Here is a 17,790-nt window from a genome sequence, read left to right on the forward strand (position 1 = left end):
CTATTTGCTCTTCTTGACCCGGCGTATGCGGGTAATGATGGTGGGGCACGCCAGCTGGGCAAGGACTGCGTGGGCGGTCGAGCCCAGCAGGAGACGCTTGATTCCGCCTCCGCCGCGGCTGCCAAGGACCAGCAGCTTCGCCGTCGATGCGGCTTCAGCGAGGGCCTGGGCCGGTGGATCGGTGGCCAGGACCCTGTGGACGACGAGGTCGGGGTACTTTTCCGCCAGGCCGGCGACTGTCTCGGCGAGGACCAGCCGTTCTTCTTCCATGAATTGCTCGCCGAAGCTGCCCTCAGGCAACCCCCTTTGCAACCAGGCGCCGGGTATCGGGTAGGCGTGCATGACGGTCAGTTCCTGTCCTTCACGGTCTGCCTCCGCGGCGGCGAATGCTACCGCCTGTGTTGATTCCTCCGAACCGTCCACTCCGACGATGACTCCGTGGCGGTTGTGCACCGTCTCTTCTCCGACGACGGCCACGGGGCAAACGGCCACGGAGGCGATCTGCAGGGCGCGGTCGGTCAGCCGACCTCCGGGCCTGACATGGGTCCCGGAACCGATGACCACCAGGGAAGCCTTCTTGGACCTTTTGCGAAGGGCGTACCCTGCGGTGCCCGAAATCAATACCGTTCGAACTTCAACTTTCGGTTCCACCCCGGCTGCATGGGCTTTGGCCTTGATCAGAAGCTCTGTCGCGACCTTGTTGGCCATCTCGTTGTAGGCAAAGGATTCGGCCATCCAGCGGTCATCCACCGCATGCACGAGTTGCACGGGCAGCTTCAAAGCCGCGGCCCGGTGCATTGCCCAAGTCACCGCGGCGTCATTGGCCCCGGTGTCGTTGATGCCGACGACTATTGGCTCTTTCATGGCATGTCCGCTCTTCCTCGATGATGTCTTCGACCGTTGGGCTTCCACCTCAACTACCCCAGCTCTGCGGGTCCCATGGACTGGGAAGAGCTCGGACGCCACCGTATCTGCGGGGAGCCGAAGCGCCTCGTTGCCAGGTACGCCCCTGCGCCCATGATGGTGAATCCAATGATTCCGAGGGCCGGGGTGCGGGCCGCGACCCCGGTCAGGAGCACAAGGCATCCGACGACGGCGGCGAAGATGCCGAAAGCTGTGTGTCGGGACTTGGGACGCCCGGGCGTCGATCTCATCTTTGCCGCGAATTTCGGGTCATCGCGTTCCAGTTCCTGGGCGATCTGTTCCAGTGTCTTCTTTTCGTGCTCGGAGAGAGCCATCATCGGCCTCCTATGCCGGCGTGGGTGGAAACCATTGCTGCTAGAGCGGTTTGTCGAGCGGGACTGCTTCGAGGTATTCAGGGACCCTGGCGTTCCAGCCCAGCTCCCGCTTGATGCGGCGGCGCAGGGCATCGGAGGCCTCGGGTTCGCCGTGAGTGATGTAAGTCATGTGCGGGGCTTCATCCGCGGTGTGCATCCAACGAATGATTTCGTCGGCGTCGGCATGCGCGGAGAATCCTTCAATTTGTACGACCTCGGCCTGAATGGGGACGTCCTGGCCGTAAATCCTGAGTTCCTTTGCTCCGGCCGCCAGGTCGGCACCGCGTGTTCCTCCGGCCTGGTAGCCGCTGAGGATGATGGCGTTTTTCGGATCCGGGCCATAAGCCTCAAGGTGGTGGAGGATCCTTCCCCCGGTGAGCATGCCACTGGCGGAGATGATGACCATTGGCCCTCCCCTCAGGTTGAGAAGCTTGGAATCGTCGGCGGTACGTGACATGGTGGCCAGCTTGTACATGTCTTCGAACTCGTCCACGAGGAGGCGGTGTTCGTCCGGGTGTTGCCGGTACATATAGGACGCGTCGATGGCCATGGGGCTGTTCAGATAGATCGGAATGTCCGGAATGAGGTGCTTGCGGCGGAGCCGGGAGAGATGGAGCATGAGGGTTTCCGCGCGGCCGACGGCGAACGCGGCGATCATGACAACTCCCCCGCGTTTGGCGACGCGGGACACGACCGCGCCAAGCTCAGCGGCCGCGTCCTGATCCGGGTGGCGTCGGTTGCCGTACGTCGATTCAGTGACAAGAATGTCCGCGGCCTCCAATTCCCGGGGAGGGAACATGAGGGGATCGTCGGCACGGCCCAAGTCTCCCGTGAAGTGTATGGAATGCCCGTCGACATTTATGTGGATCTGGGCGGCGCCGAGGATGTGTCCGGCTGGGAGGAAGGTGGCCTCGATGCCATCTCCCACTTCAAGCGGAGCATCAAAATCCCGCGGCTCGAATGAGTTCAAGGACCTGACCGCATCGGCCGCGGTGTAGACCGGAAGCGCGGGAACATGCACCGAGGAACCCCGATGATCAGCGTAGCGGGCTTCCTCTTCTTGGAGGTGGCCGCTGTCCGGCAGCAGCAGTTTGCATAGTTCACTGGTCCCGTGGGTGGCGTAGACCGGCCCGGTGAAGCCATCGCGCACCAGTGCCGGAACGTATCCGGTGTGGTCCAGGTGCGCGTGGGTGAGCAGCACCGCGTCGATGGAACCAGGGGCGACGGGAAACGGGATCCTGTTTCGGTCGCGGATACGTTTGTAGCCTTGGAAAAGACCGCAATCGACCAGGATCCGCGTGTCTCTGGATTCGAGGAGATAGCGGGAACCAGTGACAGTGTCGGTCGCGCCAAAAAACCGCAGGCGGGCCGGGTGATTGCTGTTCATGCTGGTCACCTCGAAATTTGCAGTGCCGGGCATCCGGCGGTGGCCGGATGCCCGTTCCGGAATTGCACGGCTACGGGGCCGGCATCACGTGGTGGTGACGGTATTCCTCGGTGCTGGGCTTGATTGCAAAGGCCGTGACAACCAGGGCGACCGCGCCCGGAATCCATGCACTCCAGGCGGCCCCTGTCATGGAGGTGAAGCCTCCAAGCCATGGCGCAAGGAGGAGGACGACGGCGAACACGGCTTGCGCCCACTCGGCAGCCGGCATTCCCGGCATGGCCAGGTTGGTGACCCCGGCGGCGACCAGCAGGACGCCGAGGATCACCATGAGGGCCGTGGACGATCCGCCTTGACTTGTCCACAGCACCGAGAGTGCGGCATAGGCGCCGGCGGCGATGACCGTCCAGTCCTGCCAACGGGTCCACTTCTTCATCTAGATCGTGCTCCTTTGATCGGTTTGGGCTATTTGATGGCCGCCCCGGCGGCGCCGGGACGGGGTTCGGGGTGCTTGGCCGCTTCGGGCTCGTGCACGACGAGAACTGGACAATGGGCATGGACGACACAGGCCGCGCTGACACAACCAAGCAGCATGATCTTGTCCTGCCCGGTTTGCCTGGCCATGGTGTTCCTTTCCGTTCCCGCGGTTTCTCTAAGAATGGGCAGAAAATCAGCTGCCAAACAGGGCCGAAAGTCATGGCCCCGGCTTGGGTCCTTCGGCCCTTGTTTGCCGTTGGCGGGCAGTGAACAATGACATAGCCGGGAAACATGCCGGACCGGCGGGACCGCGGCCACGGGCTGCCCGACAGGAGGATCATGGAACGCCCAGTATCACCCCAAAGCGACGCCCGGGTCCTTGGCGCGCCGCCTATCCGTGTCTATGTCCTGGACGACCATGAGCTTGTCCGCCGGGGACTGCAGGAGCTGCTCGAAAGCGAAGGCTTTGTGGTGGTGGGCATGTCCGGTTCCGCGGAGGAAGCCGCACGGCGGATTCCCGCTTTGCGCCCCGACGTGTCAGTGCTAGACGCCCGCTTGCCCGACGGCACGGGCATCGAAGTGTGCCGGGAGGTGCGCTCCGTGGACCCCACCCTGAATTGCTTGATACTGACCAGCTACGACGACGAACAAGCCCTGCGGGGAGCCGTCCTTGCCGGTGCGGCCGGGTACGTCCTCAAGGAAATCGGCGGTACCGACCTGATAGGTGCGCTCCGCCAGGCCGCGCGCGGTGAGTCGTTGTTTGATGCGTCAGTGAAGGCGAAGATCATCCAGGGACTCACCGAGCCCCGGCGTGTGGATCCCAGGGTCGCCTCATTGACACCCCAGGAGAGGCGGGTCCTCGATCTGGTCGGACAGGGCCTGACAAACCGGCAGATCGGGGAACTCATGCAGCTCGCCGAGAAAACGGTGAAGAACTACGTGTCCTCGATGCTGGCAAAGCTGGGATTCGAACGTCGCACCCAGGCAGCCGTCTATATTGCCCACGGACCGGAAACGGACACCGGAACCTTCCGTTGACGGACCAGCAGACGGGAAACTCAGTGGGCCGGAACCGACCACACCAAGGTAGTCCCCTTCGTTGGGGCGCTGGTCACCTCAAACGAACCACGCAACTCCGAGGCCCGCTGTTCCATGTTCACCAGGCCATTTCCGGGGACGGCATCCCTGAAGCCCCTGCCGTCGTCTTCGATGATCAAGGTCAGCATGCCGTCTTCCACGGACACTGAAACGCTGATTGCCTCGGCCTCGGAGTGACGGACCGCATTGCTGAGGCCTTCGGAGATGACCGCCAGCGCGTTGGTGACTGTTCCGTCGTCGAGCACTGAATCGACCGCCCCCGTGAGCGTGAGGTGGGGGGCGAAGGGCAGGGACCTGGTGGCAGTGCGGACAGTCTGCAGTATCCGGCTGCTCAGCAACTCCTGCTCGCCGGAAGAGCGCAACGAGTAGATGGTGTTGCGGAGGTCCCTGATGGTCTCATCCAGTTCAGCCGTGACCGCATTGATCCGGGTCAAGGCAGGTTCGCCTGTAGTGAACCGCCGCAGGCTTTGGATGCTGAGTCCCGCGGCGAAAAGGCGCTGGATGACGAGGTCGTGCAGGTCCCGGGCAATGCGGTCCCGATCCGAGAAGACCACCAGCTGTTCACGGAGCCGGTGAATCCGGTCAAGCTCCAGGCCCAAGGCCACGTGTGAGCCGAACACGGCCCCCATCTCCACATCCGTCTTAGCGAACGGCCCCGTTCCAGGGGCCCGAACCAGAAACAGAAGTCCATGATGGGCGCCCTGTGCACTGAGATCTATCGCCAGGAGTTTTCCCTTGGACAAGCCGTCAGCCAGTCCAAGGATGTCTCCGGCCTCGTCCATGCAGGCGGGCATCCCGGTGGCGGCGACCGACCTGATGACGGCGGAATCCATGGGCAGGATATTTCCGGCGAAATGTGCGCTCTCCGTTCCCGCGGCACCCGCGACGCAGTACGAATCCACCCCTCCATCTGGAACGAGAATCAGGGCCAGCTGGGAACCGGATTCCCGGAGCGCCCTGTCGGCTATCTGGTCAAGCCCGACATTTTCCGGCTCCGAGGTCCGGTCGTCGCCGAGCATCCGGCCGGTCACATCCATGCATGCTTCGAGCCAGGACGCGCGGCGGCGGGCGTCCTCATAGAGGCGGGCGTTCTCGATGGCCACGCCGGCAGCAGCAGCCAATGCGACGGCAAGATCCTCGTCTTCGGGAGTGAAATCGCCACCCCCCTCTTTTTCCGTCAGGTACAGATTGCCGAAGACGACGTCCCGGACCCGCACCGGGACACCAAGGAAAGACTTCATGGGTGGATGGTTTGCAGGGAATCCGTATGACTTCGGATGCTGGTGCAAATCATGAAGACGGAGGGGCGCGGGTTCGCTGATCAGCAGGCCGAGGACCCCGTGCCCGGTGGGCAGCGGGCCGATGCGGCGTGCAAGGTCCTCGTCGATCCCGACTGTGACGAAGTGGCTCAAAGACTTGTTTTCGCCGATGACTCCCAACGCGCCGTAGCGGGCATGCAGTAGCCGGCACGCGGACTTGACCACCCGGTCCAGAACGGCTTCCAGGCTCAAGTCTTCGGCGACGGCCACCACCGCTTCCAGAAGCCCCCGCATCTGCTCCTGGGCATCCAGGAGTTCTCCGGCCCTGGCCAAAAAGTCCCTCAGCAGGTCTTCGATCCGGGTTCCCGTGACATGAAGGCGATCAGGCCGCACAGGATCTGGAAGAGAGCCGTTCATTTACTGCCTTTCGAGCGGTGCAGCCCACACGGGGCAGGTACCCGTGTCGTGGCAGCTGGCGTATCCGATGCCAGACTACTCCCCGAGTCTCGCGTTCGCCCAGACGCCCTTGAGGCGCGGGTCTTTGTGCCCTGTTTCCAGCTCACTCCCGGGCGTAGCCTCTCCGTCATGACGAACAAACCATCAACCCCGGAGCCGGAGGTCCTGCAACCTCAACAATGCTGGGAGCTCATGCGCGGCGTCTCGGTGGGACGCCTCGCAGTGTGGGTACTAGACCATCCAGACATCTTCCCGATCAACTACAAGGTTGACCATGGCACCCTCGTTTTCCGGACCGCAGAAGGGACCAAGCTCCACTCGGCCCTGGGCGAAACACCGGTTGCGCTGGAGGCCGACGGCGTCAACCCGGACACCGGGGTGGCGTGGAGCGTGGTCGTGAAAGGTCACGCTGTTGCCATCAAGCTGACCCAGGAGGTGCTCGATACGGTCGGGCTGCTCCTTTTCCCTTGGCAAGCGGGCCGCAAAGACCACTTCGTCCGCATCGTTCCGACGTCAATTACCGGACGCCGCTTCACCGTCACCCCTCCCCTGACGTGGTGGAGTCCCCTGGATGACGCAACGCGCGCCGGACTCGAATGACGGCGTCGCCCGGCGGGCCTAAAGCCCCTAACGACGGCGGACAGCCGCCGGTAGCGTCATGGTCATGAACCCTCAATCGACGGATGAAATCGAAAGTCTGAGTCCAGACGAATGCTTTGAATTGCTTGGCCAAGCAGCCGTTGGCAGGCTAGCCGTCATTGTCGAGGACCATCCGGACATTTTCCCCGTGAACTACGTCGTGGACCACGGATCAATCGTCTTCCGCACAGGCACCGGCACGAAATTCTGGAACACGATGCGCCATCCCTGCGCGCTCGAAATCGATGGTTTCGATGCGGGCACCGGGAAGGCCTGGAGCGTCGTCGCCAGAGGGCAGGCGCACTTCATCGTCGACCTGCGTGAAAAGGCGGCAGCCGATGCCCTCCACCTGGATCCCTGGCAGCCGGGCAGCAAGAGCCACTATCTGCGTTTGACCTTGGATGCCCTCACTGGTCGACGGTTCAAGGCCACCCGGCCCGATATCTGGAACACTCCCCTGTGGGATGCGCGCTCCGAGCTGTTCCACTGACTTTTGCTGCCGGCGTCGCCGACGGTACCTCTTGCCCTAGCTTGATGGAGCATCATGAAAGCACTCGTCTATGGCGGACCCGGACAAAAGTCCTGGACGGACGTCCCTGATCCCCACATCGTCAACCCCACCGACGCCGTCGTCCGCATCGATACCACCACAATCTGCGGGACGGACCTTCATATCCTCAAAGGCGACGTTCCGGCGGTCCAGGAGGGACGGGTCCTCGGGCATGAGGGCGTCGGAACGGTCACCGAAGTGGGTTCGTCCGTCACCGGGCTCAGGACCGGAGACCGCGTCCTCATTTCCTGCATCAAGTCCTGCGGACATTGCGGCAACTGCAAGAAGGGCCTCTACTCGCACTGCTCCGGGGAGGAGGGCCAAGCAGGAACCGGTTGGATCTTCGGCCATCTCATTGACGGCACCCAAGCCGAGTACGTGCGTGTCCCCTACGCGGACAACTCGCTCTACAAACTGCCCCACGGGGTCACCGACGACCAAGCCGTCATGCTCTCCGACATCCTGCCCACGGCGTTCGAAATCGGAGTCCAAGCCGGTCGCATCAAGCCAGGCGACGTCGTCGCCGTCGTCGGAGCGGGCCCCATCGGCCTCGCCGCGATAGCCACATCAGGCCTCCACGGCGCCGCCGCCATCATCGCCATAGACCCGGACGAAGGGCGCCTTCTCCGGGCCCGGGAGTTCGGCGCAACGGGGGTCGTGAACCCCTCCGGTCCTGCTTGGATCAGCGACGTCATGTCCTACACCGACGGCGCAGGAGTGGATGTCGCCATCGAAGCAGTCGGGATCCCGGACACCTTCGATATGGCCTTGCGGCTCGTGCGCCCCGGCGGGAATGTGGCCAACATCGGCGTGCACGGAAAGTCCGTTGAACTGCGCCTCCAGGACCTCTGGATCCGCAACATCAACATCAGCATGGGCCTCGTCAACACCAACACGACGCCGATGCTCCTCCGCCTGGTGGCCCAGCACAAGATCCCCGCCGAGAAATTCGCGACGCACCACTTCACCCTGGGACAGATCATCGATGCTTACGACACTTTCTCAAGGGCGGCTGAAACACACGCCCTAAAGGTCATCCTCAGCCGGGAATCCCACCACTAGGCAACCGTTGCTGAAGCTCCTTCCCCGAATCGGCACCCAAGAGCGGCGGCTCCCATGGCCACAATTCTGCGCTTTCCGCTCGTCGCGGCCACACTCCTCGTAGGAGTGTGCGTCGGGGTACTGTGGGGCCTCGGTCAAATGCCAGCGGCACAGGCAACAGCGACTATCTATGCGCTAACCGTGGCCGCGTACCGTGCCGTGTCCATGATCAGGGATCTCTTCCGGGGACGGTGGGGCATCGACCTGTTGGCGGTGACGGCCATCGCCAGCACCCTCGTGGTCGGAGAATACCTTGCCTCCCTCATCATCGTCCTCATGCTCACGGGAGGAGACGCCCTGGAGGAATTTGCCCACGGACGGGCTACGCACGAACTGAAAGCCCTCCTTGAGCGGGCTCCGCGGACCGCGCACCGCGAGACCCCAGGCAACCCGGTGGAAGAGGTTCCCGTGGGGAGCATCCGCTCCGGAGACACACTGTTGGTCAAACCCTCCGAAATCGTCCCAGTGGACGGTCTCTTGCTCTCCCCTGCCGGGACTTTCGATGAATCCTCCTTGACTGGCGAAAGCCTGCCGGTCGAGCACGGCAAGGGCGACCCCGTCATGAGTGGATCAGTTAACGGCGACGAAGCCGTTCGCGTTGTTGCAAGTGCCACCGCTGCAGACTCCCAGTACAGCCGGATCGTGGCCCTGGTCCAAGAAGCCGCGGCGAGCCGCGCCCCCACCGTCAGGCTTGCGGACCGATACGCCGTTCCCTTCACGATATTCGCCTTCCTGCTGGCAGGAATCGCATGGTACTTCAGTCACGATCCGGAACGGTTTGCCCAGGTGCTCGTCGTTGCGACACCGTGTCCCTTGTTGATCGCAGCACCTGTGGCGTTCCTTGCCGGCACCAGCCGGGCAGCCCACTCGGGAATCATCATCAAGAATGCCGGCACCCTCGAACAACTCGCCCGCGTCAGGACGGCGGTCTTCGACAAGACCGGGACACTGACGCACGGCCGCCCCGCGCTGCACGCCATACAGGTTTCCGCGACCGCCACGCCAGGCATGTCAGCCGATCGGATACTGCAACTCGCAGCGTCCGCTGAACAGTCGTCCTCGCATGTGCTGGCAGCCTCCGTGATTGATGCAGCACGGACGCGCGGCCTCCATCTGTTGCCCGTCACCAGCGCCAACGAGCACGCGACCCAGGGGGTCACGGCAGTCTGCGGAAGCCAGACTGTAAAGGTGGGCAAAGCTGCCTTCGTCGGCCCAGCCACAAGCGGCTTCGAGAAGGCAGACGTGGCCAGCGGACAACTTGGGATCGCCGTCGGCGTGGACGGGCACTTCGCTGGAACGCTGATCATGAGCGACCCTTTGCGGGAAAACGCGGTGGCCACCCTGGCCCAGCTGCGACGCCTCGGGGTGCGGGAAACCATGCTCCTGACTGGCGACACCCGTTCCACTGCCTCACATATTGCGGCCGAAGCCGGGATAACCCGGGTCCTGGCCGATTGCCTGCCTGCCGACAAGGTGGCCGCCGTCGCCGAATTGAACGACCGACCGGTCCTGATGGTCGGTGATGGAGTCAACGACGCACCTGTCCTCGCCGCGTCCGACGTCGGTGTAGCAATGGGTGCCCGGGGAGCAACCGCGGCCAGCGAATCGGCCGACGTCGTCATCATGCTCGATGACCTATCCAAGGTGGCCGCTGCCGTTGACATCGGCCGGCACACCATCCACATCGCCCGCACCAGCATCTGGACAGGCATTCTCCTTAGCGTGGGGTTGATGGCCGCGGCAGCATACGGCTTCGTCCCGGCGGTTGCCGGGGCTCTCCTGCAGGAGTTGGTAGATCTCGCGACCATCTTGAATGCCCTCCGGGCCTTGGGGCACAGCCGAAAACCGGGGGTCGATTCGCCAGGGCGTGTCCCCCTTGACCGGCTCCGAAAATTGGACCGCGACTTTCGGCCCTAGCCTGCCGGCCGCCCGCCCGACAGGGTGGAGCAACCAAGGCCGGTTGCTTCCGCCCGGCGGCTATGTTTGCACAACCGGGCGGGTTATCAGCGTCGGGCACTGGACGTTGAGCAGCACATGCTGAGCCACAGAGCCGACGAGCACGCGGGCACCGCCTCTTCCTTTGCAGCCCATGACCAGCAGCCGTGCACGGGTACTGGCGTCCAGGAGCGCTTCGGCCGGCGCACGCTCAAAGTCCAGGATCTTGAGTATGGCCAAACCCGGGTGCCGCCCCTCAAGGCCGTGGACCGATTTGGACAACAGCGCGTGCCCATCGAGTCCAGGTTCTGCAGGCCCGGTCCCGCGCACTGATCTCCCGGACGGTGCAGGAGCGCGGCCGCTACCGGCATGGACGATCACGAGTTCCTGCCCCATTCGCTGCGCCTCGTCAGCTGCACACTCGACGGCGAGTTCGGAGTCCCGGGAACCATCGACACCAACTACTACGCCGGATGACTCGCGCGTTGAGGGGGCTGGCACAATCGCGACGGCGCAATGGCTGATGACCGCGATCTGAAAGCTGACCGAACCGAATCCTTCGCCGTGGTTGCCGGGGCGTCTATCGGTTCCCACGACGACCATTTCCGCGTCTGCCGAAAGCTTGCGCATGGTCTCCGCGGGCTCTCCGGGACTCACTGTCGTCACTACCTCCAGGGAGGGAAACCGTGCGGCGACCCGTGCTGACTCGCCTTTCAGCAGGTCCTTTGCTTCTGCAGTCGCGCCGTCGTGGAGGGCCTTCTCCGGGAACGCCCACGGCTCAGGAACGGCATGGACCAGGTTGAGCTGAAGACCAAGATCACGGGCCCGTTCGGCAGCCCAGTCCGCGGCAGCACTGCCGACCACGGACCCATCGACACCAACGAGGATCTTTGTCTTCACGAACGCACGTGCCTTTCCGGAACCAGCAGCAATCTCCCCCCAGTTTCGTGGGCTGCGTCGTTAACCTGCAAGGGCCGTAAGACCCTCCCCGCGAACGCAATTTCCGGGTATGTTCCTGGAGGGGTATCGCGTTCCATGATCGGGTGCCGCGTGGTCTTCCTGAAAGGACGTCAGTGTGCTGATCCTCGTATTGAATCCAGGTTCCTCATCCTTGAAGTACCAGCTACGGCGCCTCGGACCATCTGACCCGAGTCCCGGTATCCTGCTGGAACGGGCCATCAACAGCCCGCAAGAGGGCACGCTGGATCCAGTCTTCCTTGGAAACGTGTTCGACGTGGTCGATGCCGCCATTCGGGACATTACGGGCGGGGAACGCCCTGACGCCATCGGACACAGGGTGGTCCACGGCGGGGATCGCTTCAGTTCTCCGGTCCGTGTTACCCAGACCGTCATGGATGACATCCAGGAACTTGTCGAGTTTGCGCCGCTCCACAACGCGGCCAGCGCGGCGTGCATGCGTGCCGCGGTCGCCCGTTGGCCGCGCACGCCCCAGGTGGCCGTATTCGACACGGCCTTCCACCGCACGATTCCCGACCATGCCTCCCGCTACGCCGTTCCGGAAGAGCTGCATACGAAATACGGGATCAAGCGTTACGGTTTCCACGGGATCTCCGTCGAGATGGCTTGCCGCCATACGGGGACGTATCTCGGAGTCCCGCCGGGCTCCTTGAATGCGGTGGTGGCGCACCTTGGCAATGGCGCCTCGGTTACCGCTGTCCGGGAGGGCCGGAGCGTCGACACGTCCATGGGCATGACCCCCCTGGAGGGGTTGGTCATGGGTACCCGTTCCGGTGATCTGGATCCGTCCATTGTCACGCTGCTGCAGCGCCGCGGCCTGGGACCGGACGAGGTCGACGAGATCCTCAACCATCAGGCAGGCCTGCTCGGACTGGCCGGATCAGCCGACATGCGCGCAATCCAAGACGCCGCGCGGCACGGGGACACCCGTGCGATCCTCGCTTCGGACATGGCCGCGTACCGGCTAGCCAAGTACATCGCCGCTTACAACATGGTGGTCGGCGGGGCTGCTGCCCTGATCCTTACCGGGGGCATTGGCGAACATTCCAGCCGGTTCAGGTCCCAGGTTGTCTCGCGGCTAGGGCCCCTCGGCCTCTTCGTCGACGAAGCCAGGAACCGCTCCGCCGAGACCGGCGTCCGCGTCATCAGCACGGACGCATCGGCTTTTCCGGTCCTGGTGGTCCCGAGCGACGAGGAACGCGCCATCGCCGAGGCGACGGCCGCCGTCGTGCTTTCGGACGAATCGGCGATTCGATGCCTCAACGAAGAGTGACTGATGGACGCCCTGGCGCAATCCCGGCAACGGGAGCGCTGAAGCGGGCGGCGCGGCGCGAGATGTGGTGGGTATCCGGCCGACGGCGCACCGGCGTCGGAAGCTCCGGCAGCTGCTGCGCGGCCCGGGCGAAGAACCATTGCTTGGCGACTTCCACCAGGACCATGTAGACGACGATCATTCCCAGTAGCGACAGGAAGAACGGCACCGGCAATGGATCGAAGCCCAGCAGGCCCGCCAGTGGTGACAACGGCAAGAAGATCCCCGCGGCCACCACTCCCAAGGATGCAGTCAACAGACCAGCCGAAGGGCGGCTTCGCAGGAACGGGACCCGCCGGGTCCGGATGGCGAAAATGATGAGGGTCTGCGTGGCGATGGATTCGATGAACCAGCCTGCCCGGAACTCCCCCGGGACCGCGTTAAAGACGAACAGCATGAGCGCGAAGGTCGCAAAGTCGAAGAGTGAACTGATCGGCCCGAAGAGGAACATGAAGCGCCGTATGAACGCGATGTTCCAATGCGATGGTGCCAACAGCTGTTCCTTGTCCACGCGGTCGCCCGGGATGGCCAATTGGCCGCTGTCGTAGAGCAGGTTGTTGAGCAGGATCTGCCCCGGCAGCATGGGAAGGAAGCTCAGTACCACCGACGCCGTGGCGGCGCTGAACATGTTTCCGAAGTTGCTGGACGTACCCATCAGCACGTATTTAATGGTGTTCGCGAAGATCCTCCGGCCCTCCATCACGCCCTCGGCCAGGACTCCCAGGTCCTTTTCCAAAAGCACTATGTCGGCGGCGTCCTTGGCGACGTCGGTGGCGCTGTCCACGGAGATCCCGATGTCGGCTTTGTGAAGGGCCAGGGCGTCATTCACACCGTCGCCCATGAAGCCCACCGCTCCGCCGCTTTGGCGCAGCAGGGTGATGATCCGCGCCTTCTGCTCGGGCGAGACGCGGGCAAAGATGGTGGCTTCCCGGGCGGCCGCGGCCAGCTCGGTGTCTGACAATACGTCCACGTCGGCGCCGGTCAGGGTTCCGCCCGAAATCACGCCGAGTTCGGAGCATACTTTTTCGGCGACTTTGGCGTTGTCCCCGGTGGCGATCTTGACGGAGATACCCAGCGTGGCCAATTGTTCCAGGGACGCTCCCGCGTTTGCCTTGGGCCGGTCGAGGAAGACGAGGAAGCCTGCCAGGACGAGGTCCCCTTCATCAGCAGGCGTGATGTTACTCATCCCCGTGGCTGGACGGGTAGCCACCGCGACGACGCGCGATCCGGCGTCGAACTGTTCGTCCAGCATGGCCTGCACGTTGGGCGACGTCGGCCCGCAGAGAGCGAGCACGTCCTCGGGGGCACCCTTGGTGACCAGGCGTGCGGGGCCGCCGGCTTCCCGCACCAGAACGCTGGTCCGGCGGCGCTGGTGGTCGAAGTCGATCAGGTCGAGGCGCTCAAAGCGGGTGGGATCAAACGGTGCCGCACCTGAGCTTTCCCATAATGCGGCATCCAGCGGATTCTGCCCGGCCGTGGATTGCTTGGCCTCGGAGTAGTCGGTTTCGGTGGCCAGCAGACCCAAGGTGAGGAGTTCGGCGTCGGAGACGTCCGGGGAGGCGGGCAGCGCGCCGATGAAGCTGATGCGCCCCTCGGTGAGGGTGCCCGTCTTGTCGGTAACCAGGATGTCCATGTCGCCCAGGTCCTCGATGCAAACCAGCCGTTTGACCAGGACCTTCCGCCGGGCCAGCTGGCGGGTGCCGGTAGCGAGGCTGGTGCTCACGACGGCGGGCAGCAGCTGCGGAGTGATGCCGACGGCGATTGCCAGGGAGAACAGCAGAGACTCGATCAGCGGGCGCTGCAGGAGCAGGTTCGCGATGAAGATCAGCGTGGTGAGCCCGATAGCCACCTGCAAAAGCAGGAACGAGAACCTCTTCAGCCCGAGCTGGAACTCGGTCTGGGGTTGCCGTTCTCCCAGGCCCAGCGCGATACGGCCGAATTCGGCGCGGCCGCCCGTGGCTACGACGACGCCCGTGCAGCCGCCGGACTGGATGACGGTTCCCATGAAGACGCAGGATGCGAGGTCCCCCAGGGACGATCCGGGTGCCACGGGGGCGTGATCTTTGCCGGCTGGCAGGGACTCCCCCGTCAGGATGCTTTCGTCGCAGAGGAGGTTCTTGGTGCTCAGGAGGCGGATGTCGGCGGGGATGATGGCGCCCAGGCTCAGGTGTACGACGTCGCCCGGCACCAGAGCGGTGACGTCCACCTCCTGCGTGGTTCCGTCGCGCAGCACGACGGCGCGGTGGGTTACCCGGGAATGCAAGGCTTCGGAGGCCCGTTCGGCGCGGAATTCATTGGTGAAGCCCAAACCCACGCTGACCAGGAGGATCACGCCGATCACGATCGAATTCGTGGCATCGCCCAGGAAGAGGGAAAGCCCTGCCGTAATGATCAGCAGGATGAGGATGGGGCTGGCGAACTGCCGGCCCAATACCGCCCAACCGTTGGCCCGGTGCGTCCGGACGGCGTTCGGGCCGAGTTCTGCGAGGCGTTCCGCGGCTTCTTTGTTTGTCAGGCCGGCTGGGCTGGAGCCCAGATGTTCGAGCACTTGGTCCGGAGGAAGGCATGCGGCCTCGTTGATCGGCAGCTGCATGCGGTGCCGCTCCTTGACGTTGAGATCTGACATGCCGTATCCGTTCGAATGCGTTGCCTGAGGGAGTCGCCCTTGGGATAAGGGTACGGCTTGGGGAGGGAGGACGAGTGCCGTGGGTTGGGTTGTGTCGAGCGGTTGGAAGTGGCTACGTGGAATTGTGATAGCAGTCTCGCAGCGGCGCGGCCTTGGGCCCTATGGCCCTAACCGCCCCGGTCGCGCATCTGACACCGTGAAGACCAGAACAGTCCAGACGCCAGAAACGCGTGCATTCCACGCCGTCGAACCCGGAAGAGGCAAGCCCATGGAAACCGGAACCCCCGTCACCGGCGAGTCGGCCGAAGACTTCGAGCAATTGAACCGGTACTGGTCTGCGGCCAATTACCTCACGGTGGCCCAGATCTACCTTCAGGAAAACCCTCTACTGAGAGAGCCCTTGCTCCCGCGCCACATCAAGCCCCGGCTCCTTGGCCACTGGGGAACCAGCCCCGGGCTGTCGTTGATCTATGCCCATTTGAACCGCCTGATCAGGCGAACCTCAGCGGAAGTCTTGTTCGTCGCTGGTCCAGGCCACGGCGGTCCCGCCGTCGTCGCCAACGTCTATCTTGAGGGCACCTACTCGGAGATCTATCCCAAAGTGGGGATGGACCTCCAGGGACTCCGGCGCCTTGTCCGGCAATTTTCGACGCCGGGCGGGATCGCGAGCCATGTCGGTCCGGCCACTCCCGGATCCATCCACGAAGGGGGCGAGCTTGGCTACTCCTTGATGCACGCCACGGGCGCGGCCATGGACAACCCCGGACTGATTGTCGCTTGCGTCATCGGCGATGGCGAAGCCGAGACCGGCCCGTTGGAGGCTTCATGGAAGGCGCCATCCTTCCTCAATCCGGCCCGGGACGGCGCCGTCCTACCGATACTCCATCTCAATGGATACAAGATCTCGGGACCGACCGTCCTGGGCCGCAAATCCGACGAGGACGTCGAAGCGCTGCTCAGTGCCCATGGCTGGGATCCGGTGACCGTCTCCGGCGAGGGCCCGGTGCTTGTCCACCGCGCATTGGCCTCCGCGATGGACGAGTCTTATGGGCGCATCCGCGAACTGCAATCCACAGCGCGTAGCCAGGGCGTGCACGGCCCCGCGCGATGGCCTGCCATCATCCTGCGGACGCCAAAAGGGTGGACCGGGCCAGCCATGGTGGACGGGCTTCCCGTCGAAGGAACCTTTCGCTCCCACCAAGTGCCCTTGGCAAACGTTCGCGAGAATCCCGAACACCTGTCGCAGCTTGAGGCCTGGATGCGCTCCTACCAGCCGGAAACTCTCTTCGACGACGCGGGCCGGCTCGTCTCCGAACTGGCCGCGCTTGCTCCGGAGGGCAGTCTTCGCATGGGCGCAGCCCGTGCGGGCCGGGGCGGGACCGGGACTGTCCTTGAGATCCCCGGGCTGGAACAGTACGCGGTACCGGCGGCCCCGCGGGGGTCGGTCGTCCACGAAACCACCCGGCCGCTCGGGGAACTGCTCCGGGATGTCTACATCGCTACGGCCCCGGATCCGCGGTTCCGGCTCTTCTGCCCGGACGAAACCAACAGCAACCGGCTCGGGGCTGTCTTCGAGGCCACCGACCGTTGCCTCCTGGAACCGGCGCGAGCCGGCGACCATGCCGCGACGGAAGACCACGTCTCGCCGGGAGGCAGGGTCATGGAAGTCCTGTCCGAACACCTGTGCCAGGGTTGGCTGGAGGGATACCTCCTCACGGGCCGCCATGGACTGTTCGCCAGCTATGAGGCCTTCGCGATGGTCAGCGCGTCGATGACCGTCCAACACGCCAAATGGCTCCAGCATGCGAGGGAACTTGAATGGCGTGCCCCCGTGCCGAGCCTGAACATACTCCTGACCTCCACCTGCTGGCGCAACGACCACAACGGATTCAGCCACCAAGGGCCCGGACTGATCGATACGGTGCTGTCCCTGTCGGGCACCGTCACCCGCGTCTACCTGCCACCGGACGCAAATACCCTCCTCGTCACTGCCGACCACATCCTTCGCAGCAAGGACTACGTCAATCTGGTGGTCGTAGACAAACAACCGCACCCGCAGTACCTCACCCTGGAGGAGGCGAGGCGCCACGCCGAGGCAGGAGCGTCCATCTGGTCTTGGGCCGGGAACGAGCAGCCCTTCGGCGGCGAGCCCGACGGCGCCCGGGCTGTGCCCGACGTCGTCCTGGCCTGTGCAGGGGACATCCCCACCCAGGAGACGCTGGCCGCAGCCTGGTTGCTGCAAGAACATCTGCCCGGACTCGTGGTCCGCGTTGTCAACGTCATGGATGCCATGGTCCTCCCGCCCCGCGACGCCCACCCCCATGGACTCTCCAGTGAGAAGTTCGAAGAGCTGTTCACGGCAGACCGAGAAGTCATCATGGCCTGGCACGGCTACGCCCGGGCCCTGCACCAACTCCTGCATGGAAGACCCCGCCCGGAACGGTTCCATGTCCGCGGCTACAACGAACAAGGAACCACAACCACCCCCTTCGACATGGTGGTCCTGAACAAGATGAGCCGCTACCACCTGGTCCTGGAAGCGTTGCGTCGCATTCACCGGCAGGTCGGAGGCGCGGACGAACTGGTCGACTTCTGCCGCAGGCAGCTGGATGCACATGCGCGATACATCCGGGAACACTTCGAAGACCTCCCGGAAATACGGAACTGGTCCTGGACGCCGCACCTTCCCTAGCGGGAG

Annotated in this window: 15 protein-coding genes; 7 read left to right on the forward strand and 8 right to left on the reverse strand. The window is 64.1% G+C overall.

What is annotated here, in order from left to right:
• The 5 genes from QRN51_RS06950 to QRN51_RS06970 form a co-directional block, all read right to left on the reverse strand.
• The gene (locus QRN51_RS06950) at positions 1–864 is read right to left on the reverse strand and encodes a universal stress protein (protein ID WP_284989205.1); all 864 of its coding nucleotides are present in this window, start codon (positions 862–864) and stop codon (positions 1–3) included.
• A gap of 53 nt (positions 865–917) precedes the next feature.
• Positions 918–1,241: a DUF3040 domain-containing protein gene (locus QRN51_RS06955; protein WP_284989206.1), complete on the reverse strand. Its 324-nt coding sequence runs from the start codon at positions 1,239–1,241 to the stop codon at positions 918–920.
• Between the two features lie 37 nt (positions 1,242–1,278).
• Entirely contained in the window at positions 1,279–2,664 is a 1,386-nt protein-coding gene (locus QRN51_RS06960) for an MBL fold metallo-hydrolase RNA specificity domain-containing protein (protein ID WP_284989207.1), read from the reverse strand.
• Between the two features lie 70 nt (positions 2,665–2,734).
• Complete coding sequence (locus QRN51_RS06965; protein WP_284989208.1) at positions 2,735–3,097, reverse strand: SPW repeat domain-containing protein; 363 nt, start codon at positions 3,095–3,097, stop codon at positions 2,735–2,737.
• A 29-nt stretch (positions 3,098–3,126) separates the two neighbouring features.
• Positions 3,127–3,285, reverse strand: coding sequence for a hypothetical protein (locus QRN51_RS06970; protein ID WP_284989209.1), 159 nt, complete (start codon positions 3,283–3,285; stop codon positions 3,127–3,129).
• 192 nt (positions 3,286–3,477) lie between these two features.
• Between QRN51_RS06970 and QRN51_RS06975 the strand changes: the two genes are divergently transcribed.
• Complete coding sequence (locus QRN51_RS06975) at positions 3,478–4,176, forward strand: response regulator (RefSeq protein WP_284989210.1); 699 nt, start codon at positions 3,478–3,480, stop codon at positions 4,174–4,176.
• A gap of 20 nt (positions 4,177–4,196) precedes the next feature.
• Here the strand turns inward: QRN51_RS06975 and QRN51_RS06980 are convergent, their stop codons facing one another.
• Positions 4,197–5,912, reverse strand: a complete 1,716-nt coding sequence (locus tag QRN51_RS06980; protein WP_284989211.1) for a GAF domain-containing sensor histidine kinase — start codon at positions 5,910–5,912, stop codon at positions 4,197–4,199.
• Positions 5,913–6,080: 168 nt separating this feature from the next.
• Here QRN51_RS06980 and QRN51_RS06985 point away from each other — a divergent pair, with 168 nt between their 5' ends.
• The 4 genes from QRN51_RS06985 (at position 6,081) to QRN51_RS07000 (ending at position 10,158) form a co-directional block, all read left to right on the forward strand.
• Complete coding sequence (locus QRN51_RS06985; protein ID WP_059389003.1) at positions 6,081–6,551, forward strand: pyridoxamine 5'-phosphate oxidase family protein; 471 nt, start codon at positions 6,081–6,083, stop codon at positions 6,549–6,551.
• A 64-nt stretch (positions 6,552–6,615) separates the two neighbouring features.
• Positions 6,616–7,080: a pyridoxamine 5'-phosphate oxidase family protein gene (locus QRN51_RS06990; RefSeq protein ID WP_284989212.1), complete on the forward strand. Its 465-nt coding sequence runs from the start codon at positions 6,616–6,618 to the stop codon at positions 7,078–7,080.
• Positions 7,081–7,134: 54 nt separating this feature from the next.
• Positions 7,135–8,202, forward strand: coding sequence for a zinc-dependent alcohol dehydrogenase family protein (locus QRN51_RS06995; RefSeq protein ID WP_284989213.1), 1,068 nt, complete (start codon positions 7,135–7,137; stop codon positions 8,200–8,202).
• A gap of 54 nt (positions 8,203–8,256) precedes the next feature.
• Positions 8,257–10,158, forward strand: coding sequence for a heavy metal translocating P-type ATPase (locus QRN51_RS07000; RefSeq protein ID WP_284989214.1), 1,902 nt, complete (start codon positions 8,257–8,259; stop codon positions 10,156–10,158).
• Positions 10,159–10,218: 60 nt separating this feature from the next.
• On the opposite strand, the gene QRN51_RS07005 is transcribed toward QRN51_RS07000, so the two are convergent.
• Positions 10,219–11,076, reverse strand: coding sequence for a universal stress protein (locus tag QRN51_RS07005; RefSeq protein ID WP_284989215.1), 858 nt, complete (start codon positions 11,074–11,076; stop codon positions 10,219–10,221).
• Between the two features lie 175 nt (positions 11,077–11,251).
• On the opposite strand from QRN51_RS07005, the gene QRN51_RS07010 reads away from it, so the two are divergent.
• Positions 11,252–12,427: an acetate/propionate family kinase gene (locus QRN51_RS07010; RefSeq protein WP_284989216.1), complete on the forward strand. Its 1,176-nt coding sequence runs from the start codon at positions 11,252–11,254 to the stop codon at positions 12,425–12,427.
• On the opposite strand, the gene mgtA is transcribed toward QRN51_RS07010, so the two are convergent.
• A complete protein-coding gene (mgtA, locus tag QRN51_RS07015) occupies positions 12,414–15,092 on the reverse strand; it encodes a magnesium-translocating P-type ATPase (RefSeq protein WP_284989217.1) in 2,679 nt (892 codons plus the stop codon). The genes QRN51_RS07010 and mgtA overlap by 14 nt on opposite strands.
• Positions 15,093–15,360: 268 nt before the next feature.
• On the opposite strand from mgtA, the gene QRN51_RS07020 reads away from it, so the two are divergent.
• Positions 15,361–17,784, forward strand: a complete 2,424-nt coding sequence (locus QRN51_RS07020) for a phosphoketolase family protein (RefSeq protein ID WP_284989218.1) — start codon at positions 15,361–15,363, stop codon at positions 17,782–17,784.
• Positions 17,785–17,790: the final 6 nt, after the last annotated feature.

Source organism: Arthrobacter sp. efr-133-TYG-120 (assembly GCF_030209785.1).
Lineage (GTDB): Bacteria > Actinomycetota > Actinomycetes > Actinomycetales > Micrococcaceae > Arthrobacter.